The following is a 24,685-nucleotide window of genomic DNA, read 5'->3' as shown; positions in this document are numbered from 1 at the left end:
GGTGCTCAGCGGAAGGTAGAACTCCCGTACGGCGGGGTCAATGGCTATGGCTGACAATATTGTTGACAGTTACCGAAGCGTGCCCGCGCGGCGCGTGCGCCGGACGGTTACAGGTCGAGTACGAGCCGCTTCCCCCGGCACCGGGAGACACAGATGAGCATGGACTCGCCCGCCGCCCGCTCCGCGTCGGTGAGCACCGTGTCCCGGTGGTCCGGGATCCCTTCGAGGACATCCGTCTCGCAGGTGCCGCAGGTGCCCTCGGCGCAGGAGAAGAGCACCTCGACGCCGGCACCGCGTACGGTGTCGAGCACGGAGGCGTCCGCGGGGACGGTCAGCGTGCGGCCACTGCGCGCGAGCACGACCTCGAACTCGCCCTCCGCGGAGTGTTCCCGGGTCTTCGGACGGAAGCGTTCGACGTGCAGCGACCCGGCTGGGCACCGCTCCTCCATCGCGTCCAGCAGCGGGCCGGGACCGCAGCAGTAGACGAGCGTGCCCTCGGGGATTCCGCGGAGCACGGAGTCGAGGTCCAGCGGCCCGCTCTCGTCCTGGGGAGCGATCGTCACCCGGTCCCCGTACCGGCTCAACTCCGCCACGAACGCCATGGACTCGCGGGTCCGTCCGCCGTACAGCAGTGTCCACCGCGCGCCCGCCGCCTGCGCCGCGGCGAGCATCGGCAGGATCGGGGTGATGCCGATGCCGCCCGCGACGAACCGGTATCGGGGAGCGGGGGTGAGGGCGAAGTGCTGGCGCGGGCCGCGGACACGGATCCTGTCGCCCGCACCCACCCGCTCGTGCAGGTACGAGGACCCGCCGCGGCCGTGTGGCTCCCGGAGCACCGCGATCCGCCACGCTCGGCGGTCCGCCGGGTCGCCGCACAGCGAGTACTGCCGCTCCCGTCCCGGACCGAGCACGACGTCGATGTGGGCGCCCGGCCGCCAGTGGGGGAGTTCCTCGCCGAGCGGGTGGCGCAGCGTGAGGGCGACCACTCCCTCGGCAACGAACTCACGTTGCGCGACGACGAGTTGGGCTTCGCGGACGGTCATCCCCGGACTCCCCACGGCACGTGTCCTTCGGGGTGGGAGAGCAGCCACTCCCACATCTCGACCGGATCCTGGGAGGCGTGCTCGGCCCCGCAGTGGCAGGTGCCGTGCAGGACGTCGGTGCCCGGGAGCCAGTCGACGCGGTAGACCTCGCGGTGCGTGAGGCGGGGTGCCCGCGTCACCGGACCCTCTCCGTCGGCTTGTCGCCCTCCTCGGCCAGCCGGGCGAGGATACGGCGGGCCGCGAGTCCGCCGGTGTCGATGTTGATGCTCAGTTCCTGGTACCCGCCGCGTTCGGTGCCCAGCGTCCGCTGCAGCAGGTTGAGCGCGTCGACGTCCTGCATCACCACGGTGTGGTTGAAGTCCCGCATGACCGCGCTGACTTCCTCGTCCTCGCGGGCGAAGTCCCGTGACACCGCCCAGAAGTCGTAGACGTGGCCGTCACCGGAGGGAGTGATGGCGTACGTGATCTCGGTGTGGAAGGCGTCCGGATCGCGGCCGTCCGCCCCGGGGAGCACGCCGACCGGCGCGACGCGGCTGTGCAGCAGGTACAGGCACGGCGCGTGGTACTCGATGTCCTGCCAGCGGGTGATCCGGCCCTCGATGCCGGTCGAGCGCGCGTAGAACGGCGGGCACTCGGCGTCGTCCATGTGCCGGCTGACCCGCACGATGCCGGCGCCCTCGTCGACCTCCGTGGCGATCGGCGTCTCGGCGACCTCGGGAGTGCCGATGTACCCGCCGTGCAGATAGGTCTCGTGGGAGAGGTCGAGGAGATTGTCGACGAGCAGCCCGTAGTCGGCGTCGATGGGTTCCATGCCCGAGACCGTGGTCCAGTCCGGAGAGTCCATGTGCCGGGCCCGCGGGACGGTCGTCGGGTCGGCGAGCGCCGGGTCGCCGACCCACACCCAGACGAACGAGTCCTGCTCGACCACCGGGTACGCGGCGACCCGGGCCGTACGCGGTACGCGTTTCTGCCCCGGCACGTGCACACAGCTGCCCGTGGTGTCGTACGTGAACCCGTGATACCCGCACACGATCCGGTCACCGTCGAGCCGGCTCGCGGAGAGCGGGAACCTGCGGTGCACACAGCGGTCGGCCAGGACGACCGCCGTCCCGTCGTCCTCGGTCCGGTAGAGCACGAGAGGTTCCCCCAGAACCGTCCGGCCGAGCAGCTCGCGCCCCACCTCGTGGGTGAAGGCGGCGACGTACCACTGGTTCCTGGCGAAGGCGGTGGTGTGAGGCATGGGGGCGGCTCCCGTCTCTCTGCGTGGCGACATCGTCCGCAGTGGCTTCGCGAGGCCGCAACGGCACTTCCGTCTCACGGAAGCGTCTTCCGAAGTTCACTGGTGGGAGGGCGAGTTGGCGTGCGCGGCAACGGTTCGGGCATCGACGCCGAGTTGATGTCCGCAGTCACTGATACGGCGACGGCGTCGAGGGCCGGGGCACCCGCCAGGTCCAGGTGGCCATGCGGCGGGCGATGATCTCGCCCGCCGAGACTTTGACGTCCCGCGCGAGGCCCCCCGCGGTGGCCGTCGGCCGACAACGGGCTCAGGCGAGCGGTACCGGAGGTTCGGCGATCCGGGAGGCGTCGCCGCCGCGGACCCGGTCTCGGGCGCCGGCGCTGGCTTCGTGAGGAACGCCGAGGGGGACGGCGCTGACCTGGCTCAGCCGCGTGTACTGCTCGGGGGTGAGCCGTACGTCGAGGGCGCCGAGGTAGTCGTCGAGCTGGCGGGTGTTGCGCGGCCCGATGATCGGGACGAAGGACGTCGTGGCACGGGCGGCGCGTTCGCGGATCCAGGCGACGGAGACCTGCGCGGGGGTGGCGCCGGTCTCCTCCGCGACGGCCAGGACCGTGTCGACGACGGCCGTCTTCCGCTCGTCGGACTCGGTGTGCACCAGGGTCTTCAGGTCGCTGAGTCTGCCCTCGGCGCTGCCGCGGTACTTGCCCGTGAGCAGACCGCCTCCGAGGGGGGACCACAGGGCGGCACCCAGGCCGAGGCCTTCGGCCATGGGCAGCAGCTCGCGGTCCGGCGTGCGCTCCACGAGGCTGTACTCGACCTGGATGCCCGCGACGGGTGCCCAGTTCTTGAGCTCGGCGAGGGTGGCGGCTCGGGAGACGCGCCAGGCGGGGAAGTTCGACAGCGCGGCGTAGAGGATCTTCCCGGACCTCACGAGGTCGTCGAGACCACGCAGGATCTCTTCCATGGGCGTCAGGTCGTCGGGGAAGTGCACCCAGTACAGGTCGATGTAGTCGGTGCCGAGCCGCTTCAGGCTGGCTTCGACCGAGTGGATCATGTTCTTGCGGCTGTTGCCGGTCTTGGAGACATCGGCCTGTGGTGTCGAGGCGTTCGTGAACTTGTCGGCCACGACGAAGTGGTCCCGGTCCGCGGCGATGAACCGGCCCAGGAGCTCTTCCGACTCGCCGAACTGGTAGTTGTCGGCGGTGTCGATGAAATTGCCGCCGGCCTCGGCGAATCGGTCGAACATGCGGCGGGACTCGTCCGGGTCGGCACCGGCACCCCAGGAGGTGCCGAAGTTGCCGGTGCCCAGGGCGTATTCGGAGACGCGGAGCCCGGTCCGGTGTCCGAAGGTCGTGTAACGCATGAGGTCTCCTTGGTGAGGGTGGTGAGGGTGGTGAGGTTCGCTTCGGGTGTCGGTGGTCGGTGGTCGTGAGGAGCTGATCGGTCGTGCGGGCTCCAGGGGTGCGTTCCTGCTTCGCCCTGGGTGTGAGCGCGTGCCGCTAGCCGATCGCGGTGGTTCCGGGTCGGCGGCGAGGGGTGATGCCCAGGGCCGCGAAGGCGCTGACCGCGGCGATGCACGCCGATATCCACCAGGCCCGGGAGTAGGTGTGGGCCGGGTCCGCGGCTCCGGCCGCCGCGAGAATGACGACCAGGGCGCTGACGCCGAGCACGGTGCCGACCTGGCCGGCCATGGTGACGATCGCGCTACCGGTGGCCGACCGGTCCGGCGGGAGGCCGGCGGTGGCCGAGGAGATCATCGTGGGGAGCGCGAGTCCGACGCCCACGCCGACGACCAGCCAGCCGGGCAGGATGTCGGCGGCGTAGTCGAGGGAGTGGTCGGCCCTGAGGGCGATCCAGGCGGTGCCGAGGGCGACCAGTGCCGATCCGAGGGCGGCGACGACGCCGACCGGCACCCGCCGGGCGAGACGCCGGCCCAGCGCGGAGGCGACGAAGACCATGGCCGGACCGGGGGACACGCCCAGGCCGGTTTCGATGGCCGACCAATGCCACACCTGTTGCAACCACAGGGTGACGCCGAGCAGTTCGACCGCGAAGGCGACGTAGAAGAGCAGGGTGGCGATGTTGGCCCAGGCGAAGACGGGCTCACGCAGGAGGTTCAGGTCGACGACGGGGACGGGGTGCCGGGCCGAGCGCGCCAGGCACAGGAGCAGGGACGCCGCGGCGATGGCGAAACTGCCGAGCGTGGCCCCGGAGGCCCACCCCCATTCGGATCCCTGTACGAGGCCCAGCGCGAGCGTCCCGATCGCCACGACCAACAGCGCTCCGCCCAGCAGGTCGGGCAGGCGGGTGTCGGTGTCGTGACGTCCGCCCGGCAGCAGGCGCGCGGCCATGACCAGTGCCGCGACGCCGATCGGCAGATTCAGCAGGAAGATCCACTGCCAGGCCGCCTGGACGAGCAGTCCGCCGACCACGGGGCCGGCCGCCGCGGCCAGGGAGCCGCTGGCCGCCCAGATCTGGATGTATCGCGTGATCTTCGCGGGCGGTGCCGTGGTCAGTACGAGACCCAGGCTCGCCGGGGTGAGCACGGCCGCGCCGGCCGCCTGCAGAAAGCGGAACGCCACCAGGACCCACAGGTCGCCGCTGAGAGCCGCGCCCAGGCTGGCCACCGTGAACACGGCGAGGCCCAGCAGGAAGCCGGCCTTCCTGCCGTAGCGGTCGGCCAGCCGGCCGGCCGGGACCAGGAGCGCGGCGTACACGATCGCGTAGCCGTTGAGGATCCAGCTCAACCTGGGCAGTGAGGTCTCGCCTATGCCCTGTCCGATGGGGGTCAGGGCGACGTTGACGACGAAGGCGTCCAGCGCGGAGAGGAAGACGGAGGTGGCCAGGACCGCGAGGACGAGGCCCGGATGCGGCGCGCGGGGTCGCCGGCGCTCGGACGTGGGGAGGCGTGTCGTGCCGTCGCTGACGACGGCGTCCACAGGGGATGGGGGCATGAGTGTTTCTCCAGAGCGGGGCATGGATGCGCCGGGCGACGGAGCTGCGCTCGTGGTCCTTGGCGCGGAGAGGGCCTGCCGCAGAGGCATGGTCTGCGGTGGGTGCGGGCGGAAAGGGGAGACGACCCCTTAAGTACACCGATCGGTTTACTTATGGCCTCGACCGTAACAGGCGGATCCGGTTAAGTAAAACGATCGGTATCCTCAAGGCATGAGCATCACACCACCCCAGCCACGCCGACGGCGCGGGCGCGGAGCCAGGGAGCGGATCCTCAAGGCAGCCACCGAGCTCTTCACCGCTCACGGGATCAACGCCACCGGCATGGAACAGCTGGCCACCGCGGCCAACGTCTCCAAGCGCACCCTGTACACGCACTTCGCCGGCAAGGACGACCTGGTCCACGCCTACTTGAGCTGTGTCGAAGACGATCTGCTGCCTCCCGGCGGATCCGCTCCGGAGGCCTATCCGGACCCGCGCGGACAGCTGCTCGCCATCTTCGAGTGGGAGCCGAACAGCTCGGGCGAGCCGCTGCGCGGCTGTCCCTTCCTGAATGCCGCCGTGGAGATCCCCGACCCCGCGCATCCGGTCCACCGGCTCGCCGCCGCCTACAAGGCGGAGTTCGCCGACAGACTCGCCTCTCTGGCGCGCCAGGCCGGCGCCCGCGATCCGGTCGAACTCGGCGAGCAGATCGCGCTCCTCTACGACGGTGCCGCGGCGCGGAGCGTCGCCTTGAACAGCACCGCCGCCGGAGCGACCGGACGCTCCATCGCCGCCAAGCTCATCGACGCGGCCGTCACGCCCGTCCCCGCGTCGGCGGACAGCGAACGCTGATCGATCCGGTTGATCCGGTCGCCCCGGTCGCCCCGGTCGCCCCGGTTGACCCGATCAACCGGGTTGATCCGGTTGATCGTTCGCTCCGCCTCCTCGCGAAGGCGGGGGCCGCGGGGGTGAAGGCGGTCGGTCGCCCGCCCCTGTCACCGGGGTGTCGGCGCGGACCTGGTTCCGCGGCTCCGGAATGGTGTGCCCCTGATGGTCCTCGACGGCTTCTCGGCCGCGATGCTGTTCGGGCTTCCCGTGCGGGGTCAGGGCGGGGTCAGGGCGGGGTCATGGCGGGGTCATGGCGGTTTCGGAGCGGTTCCAGGGCGGATCGGCGGGGGCTCAATCCGTCAGTGCGGCCGCCGTGAGTGTGAGGTGCTGGACCAGGACCGCGGCCGCGGTGTCGGCGTCGCGGGCCAGCGCGGCTTCCTCCAGCTGACGGTGCTCGCCGACGCCGTCCCGGCCGGGGGCGCGTTGCGCCGACCACCGGCGGGCCAGTTCGCTCGCGGTCCACATCCGGTCGAAGGTCTCCAGCAGGACAGGATTGCCGCAGCCCTCCAGCAGGGTGCGGTGGAAGACCCGGTGGGCTTCGGACCACGCGCCGCTGTAGTGCTCGCCCTCCTCCGGTACGTACGCGGGGGTGCGGGTCAGACGGTGGTGCGCGGCTCGTACGCGGGCCTCCCAGTCGACGTCGCCGCGTTCGACGGACATGCGCAGGACGACCGGTTCGATGGTCCGGCGGGCTTCCGCGATCTCCTGCCAGCGGCGGTCGGAGAAGGCCGGGACGGCGAAGCCGCGGTTGGGCAGCCGGTCGGCGAGGCCCTCGCCGACCACCCGTACGAGCGCCTCGCGCACCACCGCCAGGCTCACGCCCTGTTCCTTGGCGAGATCCTGCGGCTTGAGGGCGTCACCGGGGGCGTGGTCGCCGCGCATGATCGCGTCCCGCAGGTGTGCGTAGACCTGCTCGGAGAGCATCTGCTTCCCCGGCGGGGTCGGGGTGTCGGTCGTCTGGGCCATGTCGTCATCGTAGACGATGGGTCGAATAATCGATTATTATTGCTATAGTCGATTCGGCGATGAGGGGCGGCGACGACCGGGCGTCACCCGACGCGCAGGCCGTCCGCCGTCCGCATGGCCACCGCATCACCACCGCGGCGCTTGAGCCGGCCCGGTGGCTCCGAGGTCACCACGAACCCCCTCGTCGGAGAGACCGGCCGACGCCTCACAGGTCGCCGGCCGGTCTCGCCACTCACGGAACAGGAACGACGCGATGAGCGTGAACGACCACTTCGCCCGCCTCCCCGAGGCGGCCACCTTCACCGTCACCAGCACCACCGTCACCGACGGCGCCGCCTGGCCGGTCGAGCAGTTCTCCGGCATCTTCGGCGTCCCCGGCGGCAAGGACGTCTCCCCGCAGCTGTCCTGGAGCGGCGCCCCGGACGGCACCGAGAGCTACGCCGTCACCGTCTACGACCCCGACGCCCCGACCGGGTCCGGGTTCTGGCACTGGGCGGTCGCCGACATCCCCGCCGCCGTCACCGAACTGTCCGAAGGCGCCGGTGACGACACCGGCTCGGGGCTGCCCGAGGGCGCCTTCCAACTGCCCAACGACGCCCGTGCCGCCCGCTTCATCGGCGCCGCCCCGCCGGCCGGGCACGGCCCGCACCGCTACTTCGTCGTGGTGCACGCCCTCGGCGTCGCGTCCGTCGGTGTTTCGGCCGACACCACCCCGGCCGTCCTCGGCTTCACCATGGCCGGCCACATCCTCGGCCGCGCCGTTCTCATGGTCACCGCCGAAACCCCGGCCTGACGAACCCCATGTCCACACTGATCGACACCACGCAGATGTATCTGCGCACCGTCCTGGAGCTCGAGGAAGAAGGCGTGGTCCCCCTGCGCGCCCGCATCGTCGAGCGGCTGAACCAGAGCGGTCCCACCGTCAGCCAGACCGTCTCCCGCATGGAGCGTGACGGTCTGCTGCGCGTCGCCGGCGATCGGCACCTGGAGCTGACCCGGGAGGGCCGGCGGATCGCGACGCGCGTCCTGCGCAAGCACCGGCTGTCCGAGTGCCTGCTCGTCGACGTGATCGGGCTGGACTGGGAGCAGGTCCACGCCGAGGCCTGCCGCTGGGAGCACGTGATGGGTGAGGCCGTCGAACGCCGGATCCTGCACCTCCTGCGGCATCCGACGAAGTCGCCCTACGGCAACCCGATCCCGGGCCTGGAAGAGCTCGGTGAGGTGAGTCGGGCGGACTCGCCCGGAGGTGAGGACACGGTGAGCCTCGGTGACCTTCGGCCCGGCCCGGACGGTGCGGGCGCGGTGGTCCGGCGCATCGGAGAGCTGATCCAGACCGACCACCGGCTGATGCACGACCTGCGGCAGGCCGGGGTGCGGCCCGGAGCGGTCGTGAGCGTGACACCGTCGCCTGGCGGTGTGATGGTGACCGGCGGTGGAAGAGCCGTCGTGCTCCCGACACGGGCCGCCGCCCACATCTTCGTGGTCGAGCGCTGAACCCGGCCGTGCGCGACCCGTTGCCGTAGCCCGTGCGGTCGGTGGGTCGGTGGGTCGGTGGGTCGTTGGGTCGTTGGGTGGCGGCGGGACGGGACCATCCCCGTTCGGGCGGCGCCGTCTCGCGGCGGGACCATCCCTCCTCGGACCGGGTTGGTCCCGGCGGCTCATCGACGCCTCCCAACTGGGTTGGAGAGAAAGCCCGTTCACAGCGGACCTCACCGAATCGCCGCCCGGCCGAGGCGAACGGGTCCGGCCGGGATCAGGCGGGGTGGGGGGCGCGGCGGGTCCGGGGGCGCGGGCGGATCAGGTGGGGCGATGCCCGCGCACGCCTGTCGGCGGTGCCGTGGGCTGTCCGTCGGTGCTCGTGGTACTCACCGTGCGGCGTCGGAGCCGCGCCGGCCGAGCTTCCCCAGCACCTCGGCGATGTTGGCCCGGTACGTCCGCAGTGCCCGCAGGCCTGCGGTGTAGCGGTCGTGGTGCCGTGCGATGTCCGCGGCCTGCTCCCGCGCCTGGACGGTGTGCCAGATTTCGGCCGTGTGCAGGCGCCGCTTGCACGTGACGTCCGCGACGGCGGTGTCCCGCTCCCGCCGCGTATGCCGGGTGTTGCCGTCACTGCCGCGCTGCCAGGAACGGTCGGTGAACGCCGCGACGGGGTCGGGGTAACGGGTGAATCCTCGGTCCGCCACACAGCGCGACCACGCGTTCCACGCCGCGCGGAGACGCGGGTCGCGCCCGGCCGCCTTGTCGACCTCCATCACCCGGGTACTCGCGTAGAGCCAGTCCCGTGTGAGGTCGACGCCGCGCATCAGCCACCGGTTCGCCCGGGTCCTGCATGCGGGCAGGTCCGCATACTCGGCGTTGGTCATCCGGCGGCCCTTCGGCTGGGCGGCCAAGGGCTTCGCCGGGTCCCAGCCGTAACCCCAGCGGCGCGCGGCGGTGAGATCGAGGGCGCCGTAGTCGGTGGTGACCGCGGTCGCGACGATGGGGTCGCTGGGGTAGCGCGGGTCGAGCGGGAAGCCCGGATGGCCCCGCTCGGCCATGCACTGCCGGACCAGCAACGCCGATGCCCGCTGCGACCGTTGATAGTCCTGCGCCGTGTGGTCGTAGCGGTCGGCGGGGAGGGGCCCGAGGCCCGCCGCCGTGCGGATGATCTCCGGGGGTTCCGCACCGGAGGCGCAGACCGCCGCCAGCAGTGCCGCCCCCACCACGGCACCCAGCCGCTGTCCCCGCCTCGTCATGCGAAGGGATGCTAACGGGCGGGCGCGGGACGGCCGGCCGTGGCCCCCGGTGACTCATCGACGCGCGCCGGGACCACGGGCGGCAGAGAACTCGGCGGGCCAGAGGTCGGCCTGCCGCGGTCCGGCCTGACCTGGGCCGAGGAGACCGAGGTGACAGCCGGACAGGGGCGGATGGTCGTCCCGTGTGGTGATTCGCCCCCGCACCCAGTCTGTCTGACGGATCGCCAGATCAATTGAGTCCCGAACTCCCGGCGACCGTCATGAACTTGGGGTCTCAGTAACCGAACTGCGAATCGTGGCAGCGCATTTGGTACCTCAGCCCCTGAACTCCGGCCCCTGAACTCCGGCCCCTGAACTCCGGCCCCTGAACTCCGGCCCCCGAACTCCGGCCCCCGAATCCCGGCCCCTGGACGCGGCTCAGGAGGTGATGACCGTCTTGCGTGGAGTGAGGCGAGTCGCGCCCGCACCCGGGACGAGGCGAGTCGCACGATCGGGGCGCGCCGTCGGACGGCCGGGGTCGCACCGTCGCACGGCGGGGCGTGACTCCTGGGAATCACCGTCCTCCAGGTGCTCCACACCGCGCCGCACCGGTCCCGGCCGACGGGTTCACGCCATCTCGGCAAGTGGGGCCACCGGTCGGGACCGGCGCCCTATCGTTGGCCGATGCGCGCTAACCCCATTGACCGTCCGGCGGATCTCGACGTGGTCCGCGAGTCCTACGACCGGGTGGCTGACAACTACGTCCACATGGTGCTGACGACCGGATTCGGTGACATCCGTAGCCACCCCTGGCTCAAGGCGTCGATCGACGCCTTCGCCGACACGGTGAGTGGACTGGGACCTGTCCTCGACGTCGGCTGCGGGCCCGGAACGGTGACCGCCTACCTCGCCGAACGCGGGCTCGACGTGTCCGGAGTCGATCTCTCCTCCCGCATGATCGAGAACGCGCGCCGCCTTTATCCGAAATGCCGTTTCAGCGTCGCCTCCGCCACCGACCTCGACCTCGAAGAAGCGTCTCTCGGAGGTGTGCTCGGGTGGTGGTCACTGTTCAATCTTCCCCGTGATGTTCTTCCCCAGGTACTCGCCATGTTCGCGCGTGCTCTGAAGCCGGGCGGCCATTTCATCACCGCGACCCACGTCGGCGACGAGGACTTGGTGCGCACCGAGGCCTACGGAGGAGTGTCCGTTCGCTGGACCACTCACAAATGGCGGCCGGAACAACTCGTGGACCTGATCGAGCGGGCCGGACTGCGCCCGGTCGCCGAACTCCGGCTCCCGGCCGACGAACTGACCGGGCCGGGCCTGGTCATCATGGCCGAACGCCCCGCCTGAGGACCGGGTGGGGCCCGCATCCGACGACCGGGTGGGGCCCACACCCTGAACGCGGGCGAACCGGACCGGCCGGCCACCCGTCGGTGCCGCGAAGACCGGCCACCCATCGGTGCCGGTCAAGACCGGTCGAGAGCCTCCAGGATTTCCGTCCTGGAGGCTCTTCGCATGCCGGGTTCCGATCGAAAAGACGTCGGCGCGCACCCCCGGCGGGCGGGTACGACCCTGCTCATCACGATCGACCGCCCACGAGCACGCAATTCCGTCAACGCCGAGGTCGCCGCCCTGCTGGCGAGCGCCCTGGACGAACTGGAGGCGGACCCGGAACTCCGGGCCGGCGTGCTGACCGGGGCCGAGGGCGACTTCAGCGCCGGCATGGACCTGAAGGCGGCCCTGCGGGGCGAGTCCCCCGACATCCCGGGGCGCGGATTCGGCGGTGTGACCGAGGCCGACCGGACGAAGCCGCTGATCGCCGCCGTGGAGGGCTGGGCCATGGGCGGCGGCTTCGAACTGGCCCTCGCCTGCGACCTGATCGTCACCGCCGAGGACGCGCACTTCGGTCTGCCGGAGGTCAAGCGGGGACTGATCGCCGCGGGTGGCGGAGCCATCCGGCTGCCCCGGCGCATCCCGTACCACCTCGCGATGGAGATGCTGCTGACCGGCGAGCCGGTGAGCGGCGACCGGGCCGGTGAACTGGGTCTCGCCAACCGGGTCGTCCCCGCGGGCCAGGCCCTGCCGGAAGCCCTCCTGCTCGCCGAACGGCTGGCGGCGAACACCCCGCTGGCGCTGGCCGCCGTGAAGGCGGTCGCACGGGCCGCGGACGGCGCGGCCGAGGCCGACGCCTTCGCCGCGCAGCGGACGGTGATGAGCGAACTGATGGCCACGGCCGATGTCCGGGAGGGCATGACCGCCTTCGCCGAGCGCCGGGCCCCGCGGTGGACGGGGAAGTGACATGCGGACATGGGGATCGAGGACGGCGACCCGTAGCGGTACGGGCCGGCGGTCAGCCCCCGCCGGTCGTGGCGGTCGCGGTGCGGTAGAACTCCGCCGCGGTGACGGAGGCGGGGACGCCGAGTTCGGCTGCGACCGCGGTGATCGCCGCGTCGCCGACGCCGAGATCGGCCTGGCCGTCGGTGGTGAAACACGGGGCGATGAACGTCTCGTAGTGGGCTCGGACCTCGTCCTCGGTGTGTCCGCCGAGGAACGTCCGCATGTGCCGCACCGTGGTGTCGGGGTCCTCGTGGATCACCCGCAGCGCGCGCCGGTGGGCTTGTACGACGGCCTGGACCGCGGGGTCGTCCGGGTCCGTGCGGGTGGGATCGACGGCCACGCCCACGGTGGGGATCCGGAAGCGGTCGCCGATCCACGCCAGTACCCGCCAGCCGTGCTCGGCTGCCACGGCCTCCGGGGCCATGGTGCTGCCGACCAGCGCGGCGTCGATCTCACCGGCCCGCAGCCGGCGCAGGTCCATGCCGTAGTCGCCGGGAGACCGGACGATGGTGCGCACGTCACGGTCCGGGTCGAGGCCGGCCCCTCGCAGCACGATCCGGGTGAAGCACCCGGGTGCGGTGTGCGGGGCGTGGACCGCCAGTCGCCGGCCGGCCAGGTCGGCGAGCGAGGTCAGGCCGGGGCGGGCGAGGAACCAGAACAGGGGGCGGTCGGTGTTGACGGTGAGCGCGACCCAGGGGATGCCGTCGGTCAGCCGGGACAGGAGTGCCCGGCCGAGTCCGATGGTGGCGCCTCGGCGCAGCCGCTCCTCGTCCCAGGCGCAGCCGTCGCGCAGCGATACGTGGACGCCCTCGTCGGCGTAGAAGTCCTGCTGGTCGGCGATGTGGGCGACCAGTTCCTCGTGCAGGCCCCGTCCCACATAGGCGAGATCGATCGTATGCATGAAGGCCCTTCCTCGGTCGTGCCACCGGAATGCGCCCGCGCCTGTCGCGGGCCCCTCGGTCCGTGGTGCCGGGAGGTGGTCCGGCCGACTCCGTTCCGGCCGGCGTCCGGAGCCGGCACGGGCGCCATGACCCTCGTACGCCGGGGACACCGAGGCGTCGAGGCGTCGAGGCGTCAGTCCATGGCCATCCCGCCGTTGACCGCGGCCGTGGTGCCGGTCATGAAGGAGTTGTCCTCACCGGCGTAGAAGGCGATCGCCTGGGCGACGTCGGCGGGGTGGGCCAGGCGGCCCAGGGGAGTGGCGGCGACCTGACGCTGCTTGTACGCGTCGTCGAACACGTCCGTCATACGGGCCATGCGGGTGTCCTCCACCGGGCCGGGCGCGACCACGTTGACCGTGATGCCCCGCGGGCCCAGTTCCTCGGCGAGGTACCGGGCGAACTGCTCCAGTGCGGCCTTGGCCGTGCCCAGGGCGATCATGCCCTGCCGGGGCCGGCGGCTGAGGCCGGTGCCGAGGTAGATGACGCGTCCCCAGCCCTGTTCGCTCATGTGGGGCAGGACGGCTTTGGTGACGGCGAACGCGGCGTGCATCTCGGCGTCGAGCTTGCCGCCCAGCTCTTCCCACGTCATGTCCTGGAAGGGCTTGACCGCGTACGGGATCAGCGCGTTGTGCACGAGCACGTCGACGCCGCCCCATGCCGCCCGGACCCGCTCGACCATGTCCTCGACGGCCGACACCTCGCGTACGTCGGCCTGTACGGCCATGGCCCGGCCGCCGGCGGCCTCGATGCCCGCCACGACCTCCTCGGCCGCCGGGCCGCTGCGGAGGTAGTTGACCACCACGCGCGTTCCCCGCGAGGCCAGCAGTCGCGCGGTGGCCGCGCCGATTCCGCTGCTGGCCCCGGTGACCAGTGCCACCCTGCCGGCCGCCCCGGTCATGGGCCCACCTGCTTCTCCGCGTCGCGGGCGGTGGGGATGACCGCCCGGGGGCGTACCTCGTCGCCGCCGGGGTGTGCCAGGGGTCGTGCTCCGTCGCCGCCGGGGCCGGCTGGGCGGATCGCCCCGTGGAGCACCGTGTCGACCGTCGCGCGCAGCAGATCGGCCGCGGTCCGGTCCAGTTCGCGCGGCAGTCGTGAGGTGAGCAGCCGCTCCAGGGCGCCGCGCGTGATCTCACCGAGCAGCTCGGGCGGCGCCGGCATCAGCCCTTGCCGGTGGCCGTCCCGGTACAGCTCGTCGAGCCGTCGGTAGACCACCGCGTCGACACGTTGCTCCACGTACTGACGGAGCATCACATCTCCCCGACCGGCGGCGAGTCGGGCCGCACCGAGCTGTTCGAGCGCATCGCCGGCCGCGATCAGGAAGCGTTCCGCCCGCACATCGAACGGTTGCCCCTCCGACTCCTCGGCGGCCGCCACCAGCGCGGCCTCCACCGCCGCGAACCGCCGATCGAGCACCGCGGTCAGCAGGCTGCGTTTGTCCGGGAAGTGGCGGTAGATCGTCTTCTTGCTCATCCCGAGCTCACGGGCGAGGTCGTCCATGTTCGCCGGGTTCGGCCGCGTGAAATCCGACGCGAGGAAGAGGCGGCCGGCCGCCCGCACGATCGCATCGGCGCGCTGCCTGTCAGCTTCGGAAACTTTTGAAACTGGCTGAGTTTCCATGGTTCCATGCTGGATCTTCACCCGGACGCTGTCAAGGCGCGCGGACCAGGGGTGATTCAGCTCGCCCGCCACCCCGTCCAGCGGGCGACGAGTACCTCCACCACCTCGCCCGCCGGGGGCCGGCCGGTGTACTGCAGTGCGTACTTCTCCGTGAGCAGCTCCGTGTAGCGGGCCGCGTCCGCGGACCGGTCGGCGGGCGGCAGGACGCGGGCCCGGCCGTCGGCGCGGGTCCACCAGAGCCGGTCCCAGTCCTCCTGGTAGTGGTCGGCGAGGAGGGAGACGGCGGGGTTGGCGAGGATGTTGGAGAGCCGTTTGAGGTGGGTCGACCGCTTGGGCTTGTGGTCGACGGCCATGGCCACCGTGTCCCCGGTCACCACGAAGACCACCGGCACCAGGTGCGGGCGGCCGCCGGTGTCGGTGGTGGCCAGGCGGGCGACCCGGGACGCCGCGAACCGTTCGCGCGCCTCGGACGCGGTCAGGGCGGGCATCAGCGGAAGCGGGCGGCGACCTCGGCGAACTGGTCCAGGTGCGCGAGGGCGGCCGGTTCGGGATCGGACGGCAGATAGAACAGCACGCGTTCCACGCCCAGTTGCGCGTAGCCCTCGACCGCCTCGGGGGTGGCGGGAACACCGTAGACCGTCACCGGGACCGCGCGGCCGGCCAGGGCCCGCACCTCCTCGATCTGCGGTGCCAGCACCTCGGGCGGCACGCTGTTGGCGAGCCAGGCGTCGCCGAGTTCGGCGACCCGGGGGAAGGCGCCCTTGCCGCCGCCGACGAAAAGGGGCGGGTGCGGCTTCTGGACCGGCTTGGGCCAGGCGTAGACGGGGTCGAAGTCGACGAACTCTCCGTGGAACTCGGCCTTCTCCTTGGTCCACAGTTCGAGGATGGCGCGCAGCCGCTCGTCGACCAGCTTGCCCCGGGTGGCCGGGTCGGTGCCGTGGTTGGCCATCTCCTCGCGGTTCCAGCCGACGCCGACACCGAAGGCGGCCCGGCCGTCGGAGATGAGGTCGAGCGAGGCGACCTCCTTGGCGGTGTGGAAGGGGTCGCGCTGCGAGACCAGGGCGATGCCGGTGCCGAGCAGCAGCCGTTCGGTGACGGTGGCCGCGGCGGTCAGCGCCACGAAGGGGTCGAGCGTGCGGTAGTAGATGTCGGGCAGTTCCCCGCCCTGCGGGTAGGGGGAGCGGCGGTCCACCGGGATGTGGCTGTGCTCGGCGATGAACAGCGAGTCGAACCCGTGTTCTTCGATGGCCCGCCCGAGGGGGGCCGGCCGGGTGCTCAGATCGGTGATGAAGGTGGAGATCCCGAATTTCACGCGGCTCCTTCGTCGCTGGTGTCCGCTGGTGTCGCTGGTAGCCGGTGGATCCCGGCCCGGCCCGGTCGTACCGTCCGGGCCCGGATGCAGCCGGTGGCGCGGGCTGCCGCTCATTGTCGGCACGGGTGACGGGTGGGAACGGTGTGGCGCGCCGGTCCGTGCGCCGACCGGGCGTGGCCGTCGGCCGACGCGCACGGGGACTTCCGTGGGCAGCTGTCGCGGGAATGCCGGCGGGGCGCCTGTCGTTGTCACCCATGTGGTGGTGAAGGGAACTGTGTCCCCGGGCCTCACCTTCATGCCCATGAGGACGATCGTCCGGCTGAAGCCTCATGGAGCCCTCGCCTCGGAGGCGACCGCCCTTCACGACCACGCTCATCCGTTCGCCGCCGGCGGCGTACGCGCTCCGCTCCCGCCGGGGTACGGCGGACTCGCGCGTGACGCGGGCGGTGCGCGATCGCTCGTACGGACGGTGTCACCGCCTCGGTGACTCAGCCGGGGTTCTGGGTCCCCTTGTCCGTGGAGCGGCGGTACTCGGCGTTGATGCGCTGAGCTTCCTCGAGCTGGTCCTCAAGAATGATGATGCGGCACGCGGCCTCGACCGGGGTGCCCTTGTCCACGAGTTCGCGGGCGCGCGCGGCGATCCGCAGCTGGTAGCGCGAGTACCGCCGGTGTCCGCCCTCCGAGCGGAGCGGAGTGATCAGCCGGGCTTCGCCGATGGCTCGGAGGAAGCCGGGGGTCGTGCCGAGCATCTCGGCGGCCCGGCCCATCGTGTACGCGGGGTAGTCGTCGTCGTCCAGACGGCCACTGAGCGGAGTATCTGCTGTCATTTCACCTCGTTGAGCAACGCGTCGAGGGGCCCCGGTGCCGTACGGCACCAGGGCCCCGAAGGAAATTCAACACCATCCGTCGGCGTTACTGCTGCGCCGACCTTCTGTTTCCGCTGTCCGGCCCCGGGGAGGGGCGGGAGTGCGGGGATCGAGGATGCGTAACCGGGGACCACCTTCCGTTCCGGGGTCGTGCGGTACCCGGCCGGATCCTGCTTGGGCCGGGCGATCCTGATGGTGTCCGTTCCTCCGTTCTTCCTCCGCATCCGCCATGCGTGGTTTCGGTGCTCCGACGGCCCATCGAGCTACGGGCCGTCCGCGTGGCGGTCATGTCTACATGAGAAACCTTAGCCACGCTGCCGACCAATGTCTACTCTGACAAACATAGATTTTGGTTTCGGCGTGTCGCAGGTAATTTGTGGTTCGCAGGTCGCCAGGACCGGGTTCGCGTCCGCGCGGACGGTGACGCCCATAGAATCGGCTTCCATGTCGAACCCTGACGAGCTGCTCGTTGACATCTCCGCCATGGTGGAGTCCGGGCAAAGCAATCAGATGTCGCTGACCGTGGTCGTCGGCGGAGCCGTCATCACCGGTCGGCTGGCTCCCGAAGCCGTCTGGCGGGAGCGTGTCTCGGAGGTCCTGAAGGACTCCGACCGTCTCGGCCCGTTCTCCGACGTCTTCACCGCGGGACGGGCGGAGGGCCGCCCGGACCGCGGCGAGCCGCCCACGCATCTGCACTTCCACCTCGCCCGGATCCTGCAGGGCAACGTCGGAATCCCCGAGACGGGCGGCATGTACCGCGTCGCGATCAAGGACGTCAGCGCCTGGACCGTGGGCGACTTCAGCTACTTCGACCGGTGAGACGCCGCGTCGGCGGAGCGTCCCCGACCGGCGGGTGGACGCAGCCCGGACGCGGACGTACGACGAGGGCCCGGCCGACATGTGTCGGCCGGGCCCTCGTCGTACGTCACGGCGGCGGTTCCCGTGGGGCGCTCCGCCAGTCGTTCCCGCCAGTCGCTCCCGTCGGGCGCTCCCGTCGGGCGCTCCCGTCGGGCGCTTCCGTCAGAAGCCGCCGTCGGTCCGCGCGGAACGTGGAGTCCTCACGTCCGTCACGTCCTGACGTTCCTCACGGCCCCACGTCCTTCAGGTCCTCGGAGGCTCAGAGTCCCTGCGGGGCCGGGCTGCCGAGCAGTGCCGACGCGTTCTGCAGCGGCGTGAGGACACGGGTGGGCTGTACGGTCCCCTGGGCGGTCTGACCGGCCAGGCCGCCCTGGCAGGTGAAGCCGAGTCGGGTCATGGCCCGGGTGACCTCCCCGCTGGTGAAGTCGCGGCGGTCCTGACGGGTGATGACCTCGCCCACCTGCTTGACGGGGTAGTGGCGACGACCGATCAGGACGGACTCGCCGGTGATCGGTTCGGGCTTGACGCCCTTCATCGAGGCCAGCACCCCGGTCTTGGAGAGGTCGAAGGGGAACCGGGCGATGACGCAGCGCATGATGCCTCACAGGGGGACTGGAAAGTATGGGAAGTGGATCCGAACGGGGCGAGACGGATCAACGGGCGACGGTGAGCGCCCCCGGGGCGCGGTCGGCCGGGAAGGCGCCGAGGACGTCCCGCACCCGGATCCGGTCCGTGTAGGCGGGACTCTCGCGGACGGCGGTGAGCTGGGCCCGGGTGAGCGCGCCCGTGCACTGCTCGTCCTCGTCGCACAGGAGCAGGTACCCGACACGGGCGCCGGCCATGACGGACAGGGCGACCTCGACGGTCATGTCGTCGCGGACCCGCGGTCCGGATACGTCCATGGCGTCGACCGGGGCGGTGGCGGCGGTGTCCGCCGGGCGTCGCCGCGTCCGAGGCGTCGTCGGTGTCAAGGCCGGTGCCGGTGTCAAAGGGTGCCTCCTGTGAAGTGGGGTGAGCTGTCCCGTCGTCTGTTCCGAACGGCAGCCCTCAGGCCGCGGAGTCGAGGGACGACGGCCGCTGTGCCGTGCGACGCGCCGCCTCGCCGGTGGGCCGTCCCTGACCGGCGCCGCCACGCCGTCCCCGGGACGAGCCGGAGCCCCTGGAGGAGGAGCCGCGGGACGAGGAGGAGTTCCGGGAAGCGGAGGAGGAACCGCGGCGGGCGCGCTCCACGACCGGCGCGGTGATGACCACCGGTACGCCCGACGGGGCCTGGGCGCCGGTGATACGGCTCAACTCCTCCTCACCCGAACGGACTTGGGTGGTCCGCGGGGTGATGCCGGCCGCGGCCATCAGCCGGGTCATGTCGCGGCGCTGCTGGGGAGTCACCAGGGTGACGACGCTGCCGGACTCGCCGGCGCGCGCGGTGCGGCCGCCCCGGTGCAGATAGTCCTTGGGGTCGGTCGGCGGATCGACGTTCACGACCAGGTCGAGGTTGTCGACGTGGATCCCGCGGGCCGCGACGTTGGTCGCCACCAGGACCGACACGTGCCCGGTCTTGAACCGGGCCAGGGTCCGGGTGCGCTGCGGCTGGGACTTGCCCCCGTGCAGGGCCGCGGCGCGGACGCCGTTCTGGAGCAGGTGCTCGGTCAACCGGTCCACGGCGTGCTTGGTGTCGAGGAACATGATCACCCGGCCCTCGCGAGCCGCGATCTCGGTGGTCGTCCGCTGCTTGTCCGCGCCGTGCACATGGAGCACGTGGTGCTCCATGGTGGTGACCGCTCCCGCGGACGGGTCGACGGAGTGGACCACGGGGTCGGTGAGATAGCGGCGGACCAGCAGGTCGACGTTGCGGTCCAGGGTCGCGGAGAACAGCATCCGCTGGCCCTCGGGGCGTACCTGGTCGAGCAGCGCGGTGACCTGCGGCATGAAGCCCATGTCGGTCATCTGGTCGGCTTCGTCCAGGACGGTGATGCCGACCTGGTCGAGGCGGCATTCACCGCGGTCGATGAGGTCCTTGAGGCGTCCCGGCGTGGCGACGACGACCTCCGCCCCACCGCGCAGCGCGCCTGCCTGCCTGCCGATCGACATCCCGCCGACCACGGTGGCCAGTCGCAGCCTGACGGCGCGGGCGTACGGGGTGAGCGCGTCGGTGACCTGCTGCGCGAGTTCGCGGGTCGGCACGAGGACGAGGGCCAGCGGCTGCCGCGGCTCGGCGCGCCGGCCGGCCGTACGGGCCAGCAGGGCGAGGCCGAAGGCGAGGGTCTTGCCCGAACCGGTGCGACCGCGGCCGAGCACGTCACGGCCGGCGAGCGAGTTCGGCAGGGTGGCCGCCTGGATCGGGAACGGTACGGTCACGCCTTCGTGCCCGAGTGCCTCCAACAGCGAGGCGGGCATGGCGAGATCGGCGAACGCCTCGACGGCGGGCAACGCGGGGGTGATCGTCGCCGGCGGCGCGAACTCGCCCTGCTGCGCGCTCTGTCGGCGTCCCTGGCCCTCGGAGCGCCGCGGTCCGCCGGAGCGGCTGTTCGGCGAGGATCCGAAGCGGCTGCCGCCCCTCGCGGAGCCGGAACCTCCGGTGCGGGTACGGGAGTAGCGATCGTTCGTGCGCGTGCGGTTCATGCGGAACCTTCCTTGATGCGGCGCGTATCAAGGAATTCCCGCAGCGAATGACAGCGCAGAGAATCGCAAGAACGAGCCGGGAGAGTGCGGAGCCGATGCGGATCCGCGGGGGAATGCTCACAGGGAACGGCGCTCGGAAAAACGGCGCGGTTCCGGTGGTGGCCCGGGAACTCCGTGGGTGGGGTGGAAATCCGTACCCGGAGTGTGGGGCGGAGCATTCCCGTGGGGTGGGGAGGTGAATCCTCTACGTCGGGCCGCGGGTGAGAACGCCGCGGTCCGGCGGAGGGACCGTGCCCGAAAACGCCGCGAGCCGGGGCCCGCACCCCATGGTGCGGGCCCCAGCTGCGAAGTACGTGACGGCGTCAGGCGGGAACGATGTTCTCGGCCGTCGGGCCCTTCTGGCCCTGGGCGATGTCGAAGGACACCTTCTGGCCCTCGGACAGCTCGCGGAAGCCCTGGGCGGCGATGTTGGAGTAGTGGGCGAAGACGTCGGCGCCGCCGCCGTCCTGCTCGATGAAGCCGAAGCCCTTTTCAGCGTTGAACCACTTCACGGTGCCGGTGGCCATGTAGATCTCCTTCGGGGCGGTGTTCGAAGTGCGCGGTGCGCGGACTCCGCGTCGCCGTGATGATCACCCCGCCGGAACAATGAATCCGGAGATAAAAAGGAGCTCCACCGGCATGGAAAGTCGGTGAGGGCACTCGCAAGTTTTAGGGAACCACAACTGCAACTGACATCGACAGTAGCACGGTGCGATCGATCATGTGCGCTGGATAACTGTGCTCCGCCTGTCGGGCGAGGAATCTTCATTGTGCGTCCTATTCATTTCTCACTTCGCGGTCACAGATATTGTGAGCCGGGCGGTGTCCCCGGTCATGACCTCACGGGGAGGCAGGGCCCGGCCCCGGGCGCGGGTGACTACGGTCCGACGTGGATGTAGGGAGCCCACAGGCTGGGGTTCTCCCGGACCCCTTCCACGTTCTCGCGGATCTCGCGCACCGCCTCGTGCAGTGCGTGGGCCGTGTGCCCGGGAAAGGGATGGGAGGCGTCGAAGGCCGCGTAGAAGCGGTCGGCCACCATCGGGGAGGTGTCGTCGGCGACCGCCCACAGGGTGCCGACGACATGGGTGAACCCGGTCATGTGGAACGCCCCGGTGATGTGCAGTGCCTCGTCGGCGAACTCCCTGCGCCCGCTGGTGGTCTCGCACGCGGACAGGTAGGCCAGTTCCGCGTCCGGGAGCCGGAGCCGGGCGATGTCGGAGAGGGTGAGCGGAGCCGTCACGTGGTCGTGCAGCACGAGGTGACCGGACGCCGCGCCGGAGAGCGCGCCGACGGCGTGACACGCGAAGTGCGCCCACGGGTGGCGGGGGAGCGCCTCCAGCACGGACCGCCGTACCGCGTCCTCGGCCAGGAGCAGGCGGGCGCCCGGTCGCCGGGCCAGCAGCGTCGCCTCCTGCCGTACGCCCTCCAGCGGTGGGGATCCGGAGTCCGGCGCCTCGGCGACGGCGACGACCAGCGGGGCGGTGGGCTCGGGCCCGTCCGGAGCCGCACGTCCGGCCTCGCGCCGCCGGGCGTGCACGAGACTGCTGACGGTCGGGGCGTACGAGCAGACGGCGCGGTCGAGCAGACTGTCCCCGCCGTCCTCGGGCCGGCCGGCCGCGTGCAGTGGCAGCGCGGTGAGCGGGCCCGTGGGGACCCACCACAGGCGGCCGGGTTCCCCCGTGGAGCCCTCCCCGGGCCATCCCCAGGTGGCGAGCGCGTCCAGGACGGGTCCGGCCACGGCGGTCCACAGCCATCCGAGCGTCTGCCGGACCTCGGTCTGCGCGTCCCGCTGTCCGGACAGCGGCAGGGCGTGGTCGCCCGTCGCCCGGATCGCGGCGAGGAAGGCCTCCGCCCGCCGTTCGGCGTCCGCGTGACACAGCCCCTCCAGTCGCAGGGACCGCACGCGCCCTCGGTGCAGGACGAGCGCGTCGCAGCGCAGCGGGCTGACGTTGACGACGACGACCGGGCCCGTGTCGCCGATCCCGGCGAGCATCTCGTCCGTACGGGGGAGTCTCAGGAAGTCCTCGCAGCCCGGCACCCGCCGGACGGTCTCCACGAGCCGTTCCCAACGCCCGGCCAGGGCGTTCCGGTCCTCACCCGTCAACGGGTCCTCCGCCGTGGGCTCGTGCGTCCCGCCCGGCTCCGACGAGGTGTAGACGGCAGCCTCGGGCCGGTCGAGCTGGGTGAGCAACCGGTCCCATTCGGCGGCGAGTTCAACCGGTATCCGGCGCAGCTGCTCCGAGGTCTCCGCGCGGGCGTCGAGCGCCTGCCCGAGCAGTACGCCGCGACCCTGCTCAAGGAGGCGCAGGGCCAACCCGGCACCGGCCGTGTCCGTCTGGGCCGGTGCCGTCTCGGCCGGTCCCGTCCGGGCCGGTCCCGCATCCGCCGACTCCGCCTCGGCCGCGTCCGCCCCCGCTGGTTCCGTGGCGGGCGGCCGTGCGTCGGCGAGATCCAGCGCGCAGGCGGCGGCGTCGCAGGCGAGACCCGCGAAGTCTCCCAACTGGCGTGCGCGGTCCATGCGTCCGACGCGGTACGAGGCCGTACGCGGCAGCAGCTCGACCGCGAGCCGGTACGGTTCCATCGCCGCGGCCCGGCCGTACGCCGGTGAACTCCCGTCGCCGTCAAGGACACTCAGTGCCCACAGGCGCGCACAGGCCACCCGGACGCTCACGTCCATGGCCGGATCGCGCGCGGCCCGCCGGTACAGCGCGACCGCCGCCTCCCTGGCCCGCGCGTCGCCCTCGGCCACCGCCTTCGCGGCCAGGGCCGAACCGTGGTGGAGCAGGGCGAGTCCGCGCAGCACATGACCCTCGGGGGTGGCGGCGTACGCCTCACCGGTGGCCCGGATCCACGCGCGCAGGGCCCGTCGTTCGCGCCGCGGCGGCCGACGACGGGCCCCGGCGCCGAGATCCTCGGCCGTCCCGGCGGCACCCGGGCCCGCGGCGCCGGCGGCACGGCGGCCGGTGGCGCCGACGAGTTCCAGGCGGCGCACGGCCGCCAGTACCGCGTTGCGCTGCACGAGGTTGGGATGTCCCGCCGGGGTGGCGGCGACCGCGCGCCGGGCGGCACGGGCGGCCTCGCGCAGGTCGGCGGGGTCCGAACGGGCCGTGTGACGGTCGGTCAGGACCAGGGCGAGGTTCGACAGGAACCGCGGATACAACCGGTGACGCCGGGAGACTCCGGCGAGCACCTCCCGTGCCAGTGCCGCGGCTTCGTCGAGCGCCTCGGGGGCGCCGTCGGGGGACCAGTGGTGATGATGGCGGAGGGCCTCGGCGAGGCTGGAGCGAGCCCACAGCCCCTCGTCCGTACCCGGTTCGGTGCAGGCCACCGCCTCCCGGAAGCTGCTCAGGGCCTCGGCGAGCGCGCTGGAATCACCGTGCAGCCGGAAGAGGTTGAGCAGTGCGTCGCCCAGGCTGTTGAGACGGTTGGAGCGCAACACGCCCCGGGACGGCGTCGAGACCAGGGCCGTCCTGACGGCGTCCACGGAGGCGCCCAGGTCCCGTGCGTCATGGGTGCGCAGCCATCGCAGCCGCAGCGCGCCGGACAGGTTCGCCCAGTACGAGGGCGTGGCGACGGTGACCTCCGCTCCGTAGGCGGCCAGCGCCTCACGGAACAGGGTGATGGCCCCGTCCAGGTCCGTCGGCTCCCCGAACCGCTCGTAGCGCGACCAGAGCACCATCCCGATGCCGTTCATGGCCGCGCTGCGCAGGTCGATGTTCTCCGCTCTCGTCAGCAGCGCGTCGAAGAGCACCAGGGCGCGTTCGAGATCGGAGAGGCGGCCGGCCCGCTCGTAGCGGGCGAGGGCTTCCTCGGCGCCTCCCAGTACGGCCAGCAGCTGCTCGTACCCGGGCGTGCCGAACAGGTCGTACGGGGTGGCCATCAGTGAGCGGGCCGGCCGGAGGATCCCGGAGCATCGTCGTCGTCGGGCCGCTCCCGGATGCGTCGGGCCATCGTCTCGCCCATCGGGCCGTTCCGCTCGAACCACACGGCGGCCTCCTCACCGCGCCCGAGCGAGAGCAGCGTCAGGGCGAGGTTGGCCGTGGCGTCCTGATGGCCGCTCTCCGCCGCCGGGGTGAGTACTTCGACGGCCTCCTCCAGGCGTCCGTCGATCCGTAACCTGACGCCGTACTGGTTCAGGGCCTGAGGGGACCCGGTCTCGGCCGCCCGGCGCAGCTCGGCCTGCGACGGCATCGCGCGGAAGGTGAACCGCCCTGCGACCGGTCCGCCCTGACCCGCCTCGCGTGTTCGTGCGCGTCGACGCCAGAACATCGGCATCACCCCCCGTGATCGTCGGTGAGCGCCCAGTATCCTCGC

Annotated in this window: 25 protein-coding genes; 6 read left to right on the top strand and 19 right to left on the bottom strand. The window is 71.8% G+C overall.

The window, feature by feature from the left end:
- Positions 1 to 107 precede the first annotated feature (107 nt).
- The 5 genes from GFH48_RS08475 to GFH48_RS08455 form a co-directional block, all read right to left on the bottom strand.
- The gene (locus tag GFH48_RS08475; protein ID WP_153287677.1) at positions 108 to 1,043 is read right to left on the bottom strand and encodes a PDR/VanB family oxidoreductase; all 936 of its coding nucleotides are present in this window, start codon (positions 1,041 to 1,043) and stop codon (positions 108 to 110) included.
- A complete protein-coding gene (locus GFH48_RS08470; protein WP_153287676.1) occupies positions 1,040 to 1,222 on the bottom strand; it encodes a hypothetical protein in 183 nt (60 codons plus the stop codon). The genes GFH48_RS08475 and GFH48_RS08470 overlap by 4 nt, the downstream gene beginning before the upstream one ends.
- Positions 1,219 to 2,283, bottom strand: a complete 1,065-nt coding sequence (locus GFH48_RS08465) for an aromatic ring-hydroxylating dioxygenase subunit alpha (RefSeq protein WP_153287675.1) — start codon at positions 2,281 to 2,283, stop codon at positions 1,219 to 1,221. The genes GFH48_RS08470 and GFH48_RS08465 overlap by 4 nt, the downstream gene beginning before the upstream one ends.
- A 304-nt stretch (positions 2,284 to 2,587) precedes the next feature.
- Positions 2,588 to 3,643 (bottom strand): aldo/keto reductase, encoded by a 1,056-nt coding sequence (locus GFH48_RS08460; RefSeq protein ID WP_153287674.1) that lies wholly within the window; start codon positions 3,641 to 3,643, stop codon positions 2,588 to 2,590.
- A 136-nt stretch (positions 3,644 to 3,779) separates the two neighbouring features.
- Positions 3,780 to 5,234: an MFS transporter gene (locus GFH48_RS08455; RefSeq protein ID WP_153287673.1), complete on the bottom strand. Its 1,455-nt coding sequence runs from the start codon at positions 5,232 to 5,234 to the stop codon at positions 3,780 to 3,782.
- Positions 5,235 to 5,445: 211 nt separating this feature from the next.
- Between GFH48_RS08455 and GFH48_RS08450 the strand changes: the two genes are divergently transcribed.
- On the top strand, positions 5,446 to 6,066 hold the full coding sequence (locus tag GFH48_RS08450; RefSeq protein ID WP_153287672.1) for a TetR/AcrR family transcriptional regulator: 621 nt from the start codon (positions 5,446 to 5,448) through the stop codon (positions 6,064 to 6,066).
- 327 nt (positions 6,067 to 6,393) lie between these two features.
- On the opposite strand, the gene GFH48_RS08445 is transcribed toward GFH48_RS08450, so the two are convergent.
- Positions 6,394 to 7,068, bottom strand: coding sequence for a GntR family transcriptional regulator (locus GFH48_RS08445; RefSeq protein ID WP_153287671.1), 675 nt, complete (start codon positions 7,066 to 7,068; stop codon positions 6,394 to 6,396).
- Positions 7,069 to 7,321: 253 nt separating this feature from the next.
- On the opposite strand from GFH48_RS08445, the gene GFH48_RS08440 reads away from it, so the two are divergent.
- Positions 7,322 to 7,861, top strand: a complete 540-nt coding sequence (locus tag GFH48_RS08440; RefSeq protein ID WP_153287670.1) for a YbhB/YbcL family Raf kinase inhibitor-like protein — start codon at positions 7,322 to 7,324, stop codon at positions 7,859 to 7,861.
- Between the two features lie 8 nt (positions 7,862 to 7,869).
- Positions 7,870 to 8,562 (top strand): metal-dependent transcriptional regulator, encoded by a 693-nt coding sequence (locus GFH48_RS08435; protein ID WP_153287669.1) that lies wholly within the window; start codon positions 7,870 to 7,872, stop codon positions 8,560 to 8,562.
- A 371-nt stretch (positions 8,563 to 8,933) separates the two neighbouring features.
- Here the strand turns inward: GFH48_RS08435 and GFH48_RS08430 are convergent, their stop codons facing one another.
- The gene (locus GFH48_RS08430; RefSeq protein WP_228120450.1) at positions 8,934 to 9,800 is read right to left on the bottom strand and encodes a hypothetical protein; all 867 of its coding nucleotides are present in this window, start codon (positions 9,798 to 9,800) and stop codon (positions 8,934 to 8,936) included.
- A 663-nt stretch (positions 9,801 to 10,463) separates the two neighbouring features.
- Here GFH48_RS08430 and GFH48_RS08425 point away from each other — a divergent pair.
- A complete protein-coding gene (locus GFH48_RS08425) occupies positions 10,464 to 11,132 on the top strand; it encodes a class I SAM-dependent methyltransferase (protein WP_153287668.1) in 669 nt (222 codons plus the stop codon).
- A 165-nt stretch (positions 11,133 to 11,297) separates the two neighbouring features.
- Positions 11,298 to 12,080 (top strand): crotonase/enoyl-CoA hydratase family protein, encoded by a 783-nt coding sequence (locus tag GFH48_RS08420; RefSeq protein ID WP_153287667.1) that lies wholly within the window; start codon positions 11,298 to 11,300, stop codon positions 12,078 to 12,080.
- A gap of 52 nt (positions 12,081 to 12,132) precedes the next feature.
- Here the strand turns inward: GFH48_RS08420 and GFH48_RS08415 are convergent, their stop codons facing one another.
- From GFH48_RS08415 to GFH48_RS08390, 6 genes are all read right to left on the bottom strand, one after another.
- A complete protein-coding gene (locus tag GFH48_RS08415; protein WP_153287666.1) occupies positions 12,133 to 13,020 on the bottom strand; it encodes an ABC transporter substrate-binding protein in 888 nt (295 codons plus the stop codon).
- Positions 13,021 to 13,193: 173 nt separating this feature from the next.
- Positions 13,194 to 13,958, bottom strand: coding sequence for an SDR family NAD(P)-dependent oxidoreductase (locus GFH48_RS08410; protein ID WP_153287665.1), 765 nt, complete (start codon positions 13,956 to 13,958; stop codon positions 13,194 to 13,196).
- Entirely contained in the window at positions 13,955 to 14,749 is a 795-nt protein-coding gene (locus tag GFH48_RS08405; protein WP_228120449.1) for a TetR/AcrR family transcriptional regulator, read from the bottom strand. The genes GFH48_RS08410 and GFH48_RS08405 overlap by 4 nt, the downstream gene beginning before the upstream one ends.
- Entirely contained in the window at positions 14,734 to 15,165 is a 432-nt protein-coding gene (locus GFH48_RS08400; RefSeq protein ID WP_153287664.1) for a TIGR03668 family PPOX class F420-dependent oxidoreductase, read from the bottom strand. The genes GFH48_RS08405 and GFH48_RS08400 overlap by 16 nt, the downstream gene beginning before the upstream one ends.
- The gene (locus GFH48_RS08395) at positions 15,165 to 15,989 is read right to left on the bottom strand and encodes an LLM class F420-dependent oxidoreductase (RefSeq protein ID WP_153287663.1); all 825 of its coding nucleotides are present in this window, start codon (positions 15,987 to 15,989) and stop codon (positions 15,165 to 15,167) included. Before GFH48_RS08395 ends, GFH48_RS08400 begins: the two co-directional genes overlap by 1 nt.
- A 488-nt stretch (positions 15,990 to 16,477) precedes the next feature.
- Positions 16,478 to 16,816, bottom strand: coding sequence for a helix-turn-helix domain-containing protein (locus tag GFH48_RS08390; RefSeq protein ID WP_153287662.1), 339 nt, complete (start codon positions 16,814 to 16,816; stop codon positions 16,478 to 16,480).
- 483 nt (positions 16,817 to 17,299) lie between these two features.
- Between GFH48_RS08390 and GFH48_RS08385 the strand changes: the two genes are divergently transcribed.
- Positions 17,300 to 17,674 (top strand): hypothetical protein, encoded by a 375-nt coding sequence (locus GFH48_RS08385; protein ID WP_153287661.1) that lies wholly within the window; start codon positions 17,300 to 17,302, stop codon positions 17,672 to 17,674.
- A 298-nt stretch (positions 17,675 to 17,972) separates the two neighbouring features.
- On the opposite strand, the gene GFH48_RS08380 is transcribed toward GFH48_RS08385, so the two are convergent.
- From GFH48_RS08380 to GFH48_RS08355, 6 genes are all read right to left on the bottom strand, one after another.
- Positions 17,973 to 18,308: an SCO5918 family protein gene (locus GFH48_RS08380; protein WP_153287660.1), complete on the bottom strand. Its 336-nt coding sequence runs from the start codon at positions 18,306 to 18,308 to the stop codon at positions 17,973 to 17,975.
- 58 nt (positions 18,309 to 18,366) lie between these two features.
- A complete protein-coding gene (locus tag GFH48_RS08375) occupies positions 18,367 to 18,615 on the bottom strand; it encodes a CBS domain-containing protein (RefSeq protein WP_228120448.1) in 249 nt (82 codons plus the stop codon).
- 145 nt (positions 18,616 to 18,760) lie between these two features.
- Positions 18,761 to 20,332 (bottom strand): DEAD/DEAH box helicase, encoded by a 1,572-nt coding sequence (locus tag GFH48_RS08370; protein ID WP_153287659.1) that lies wholly within the window; start codon positions 20,330 to 20,332, stop codon positions 18,761 to 18,763.
- Between the two features lie 362 nt (positions 20,333 to 20,694).
- Complete coding sequence (locus GFH48_RS08365) at positions 20,695 to 20,898, bottom strand: cold-shock protein (protein ID WP_055632454.1); 204 nt, start codon at positions 20,896 to 20,898, stop codon at positions 20,695 to 20,697.
- 350 nt (positions 20,899 to 21,248) lie between these two features.
- Complete coding sequence (locus GFH48_RS08360) at positions 21,249 to 24,251, bottom strand: CHAT domain-containing protein (RefSeq protein WP_153287658.1); 3,003 nt, start codon at positions 24,249 to 24,251, stop codon at positions 21,249 to 21,251.
- Positions 24,251 to 24,562 (bottom strand): SEL1-like repeat protein, encoded by a 312-nt coding sequence (locus GFH48_RS08355; protein WP_153287657.1) that lies wholly within the window; start codon positions 24,560 to 24,562, stop codon positions 24,251 to 24,253. Before GFH48_RS08355 ends, GFH48_RS08360 begins: the two co-directional genes overlap by 1 nt.
- Between the last annotated feature and the right edge of the window lie 123 nt (positions 24,563 to 24,685).

The sequence above is a fragment of the Streptomyces fagopyri genome (assembly GCF_009498275.1).
GTDB classification, from domain to species: Bacteria; Actinomycetota; Actinomycetes; order Streptomycetales; family Streptomycetaceae; genus Streptomyces; species Streptomyces fagopyri.
Note: the sequence above shows the minus strand (reverse complement) of the source record. Positions and strands in the feature narration are given on the sequence as shown.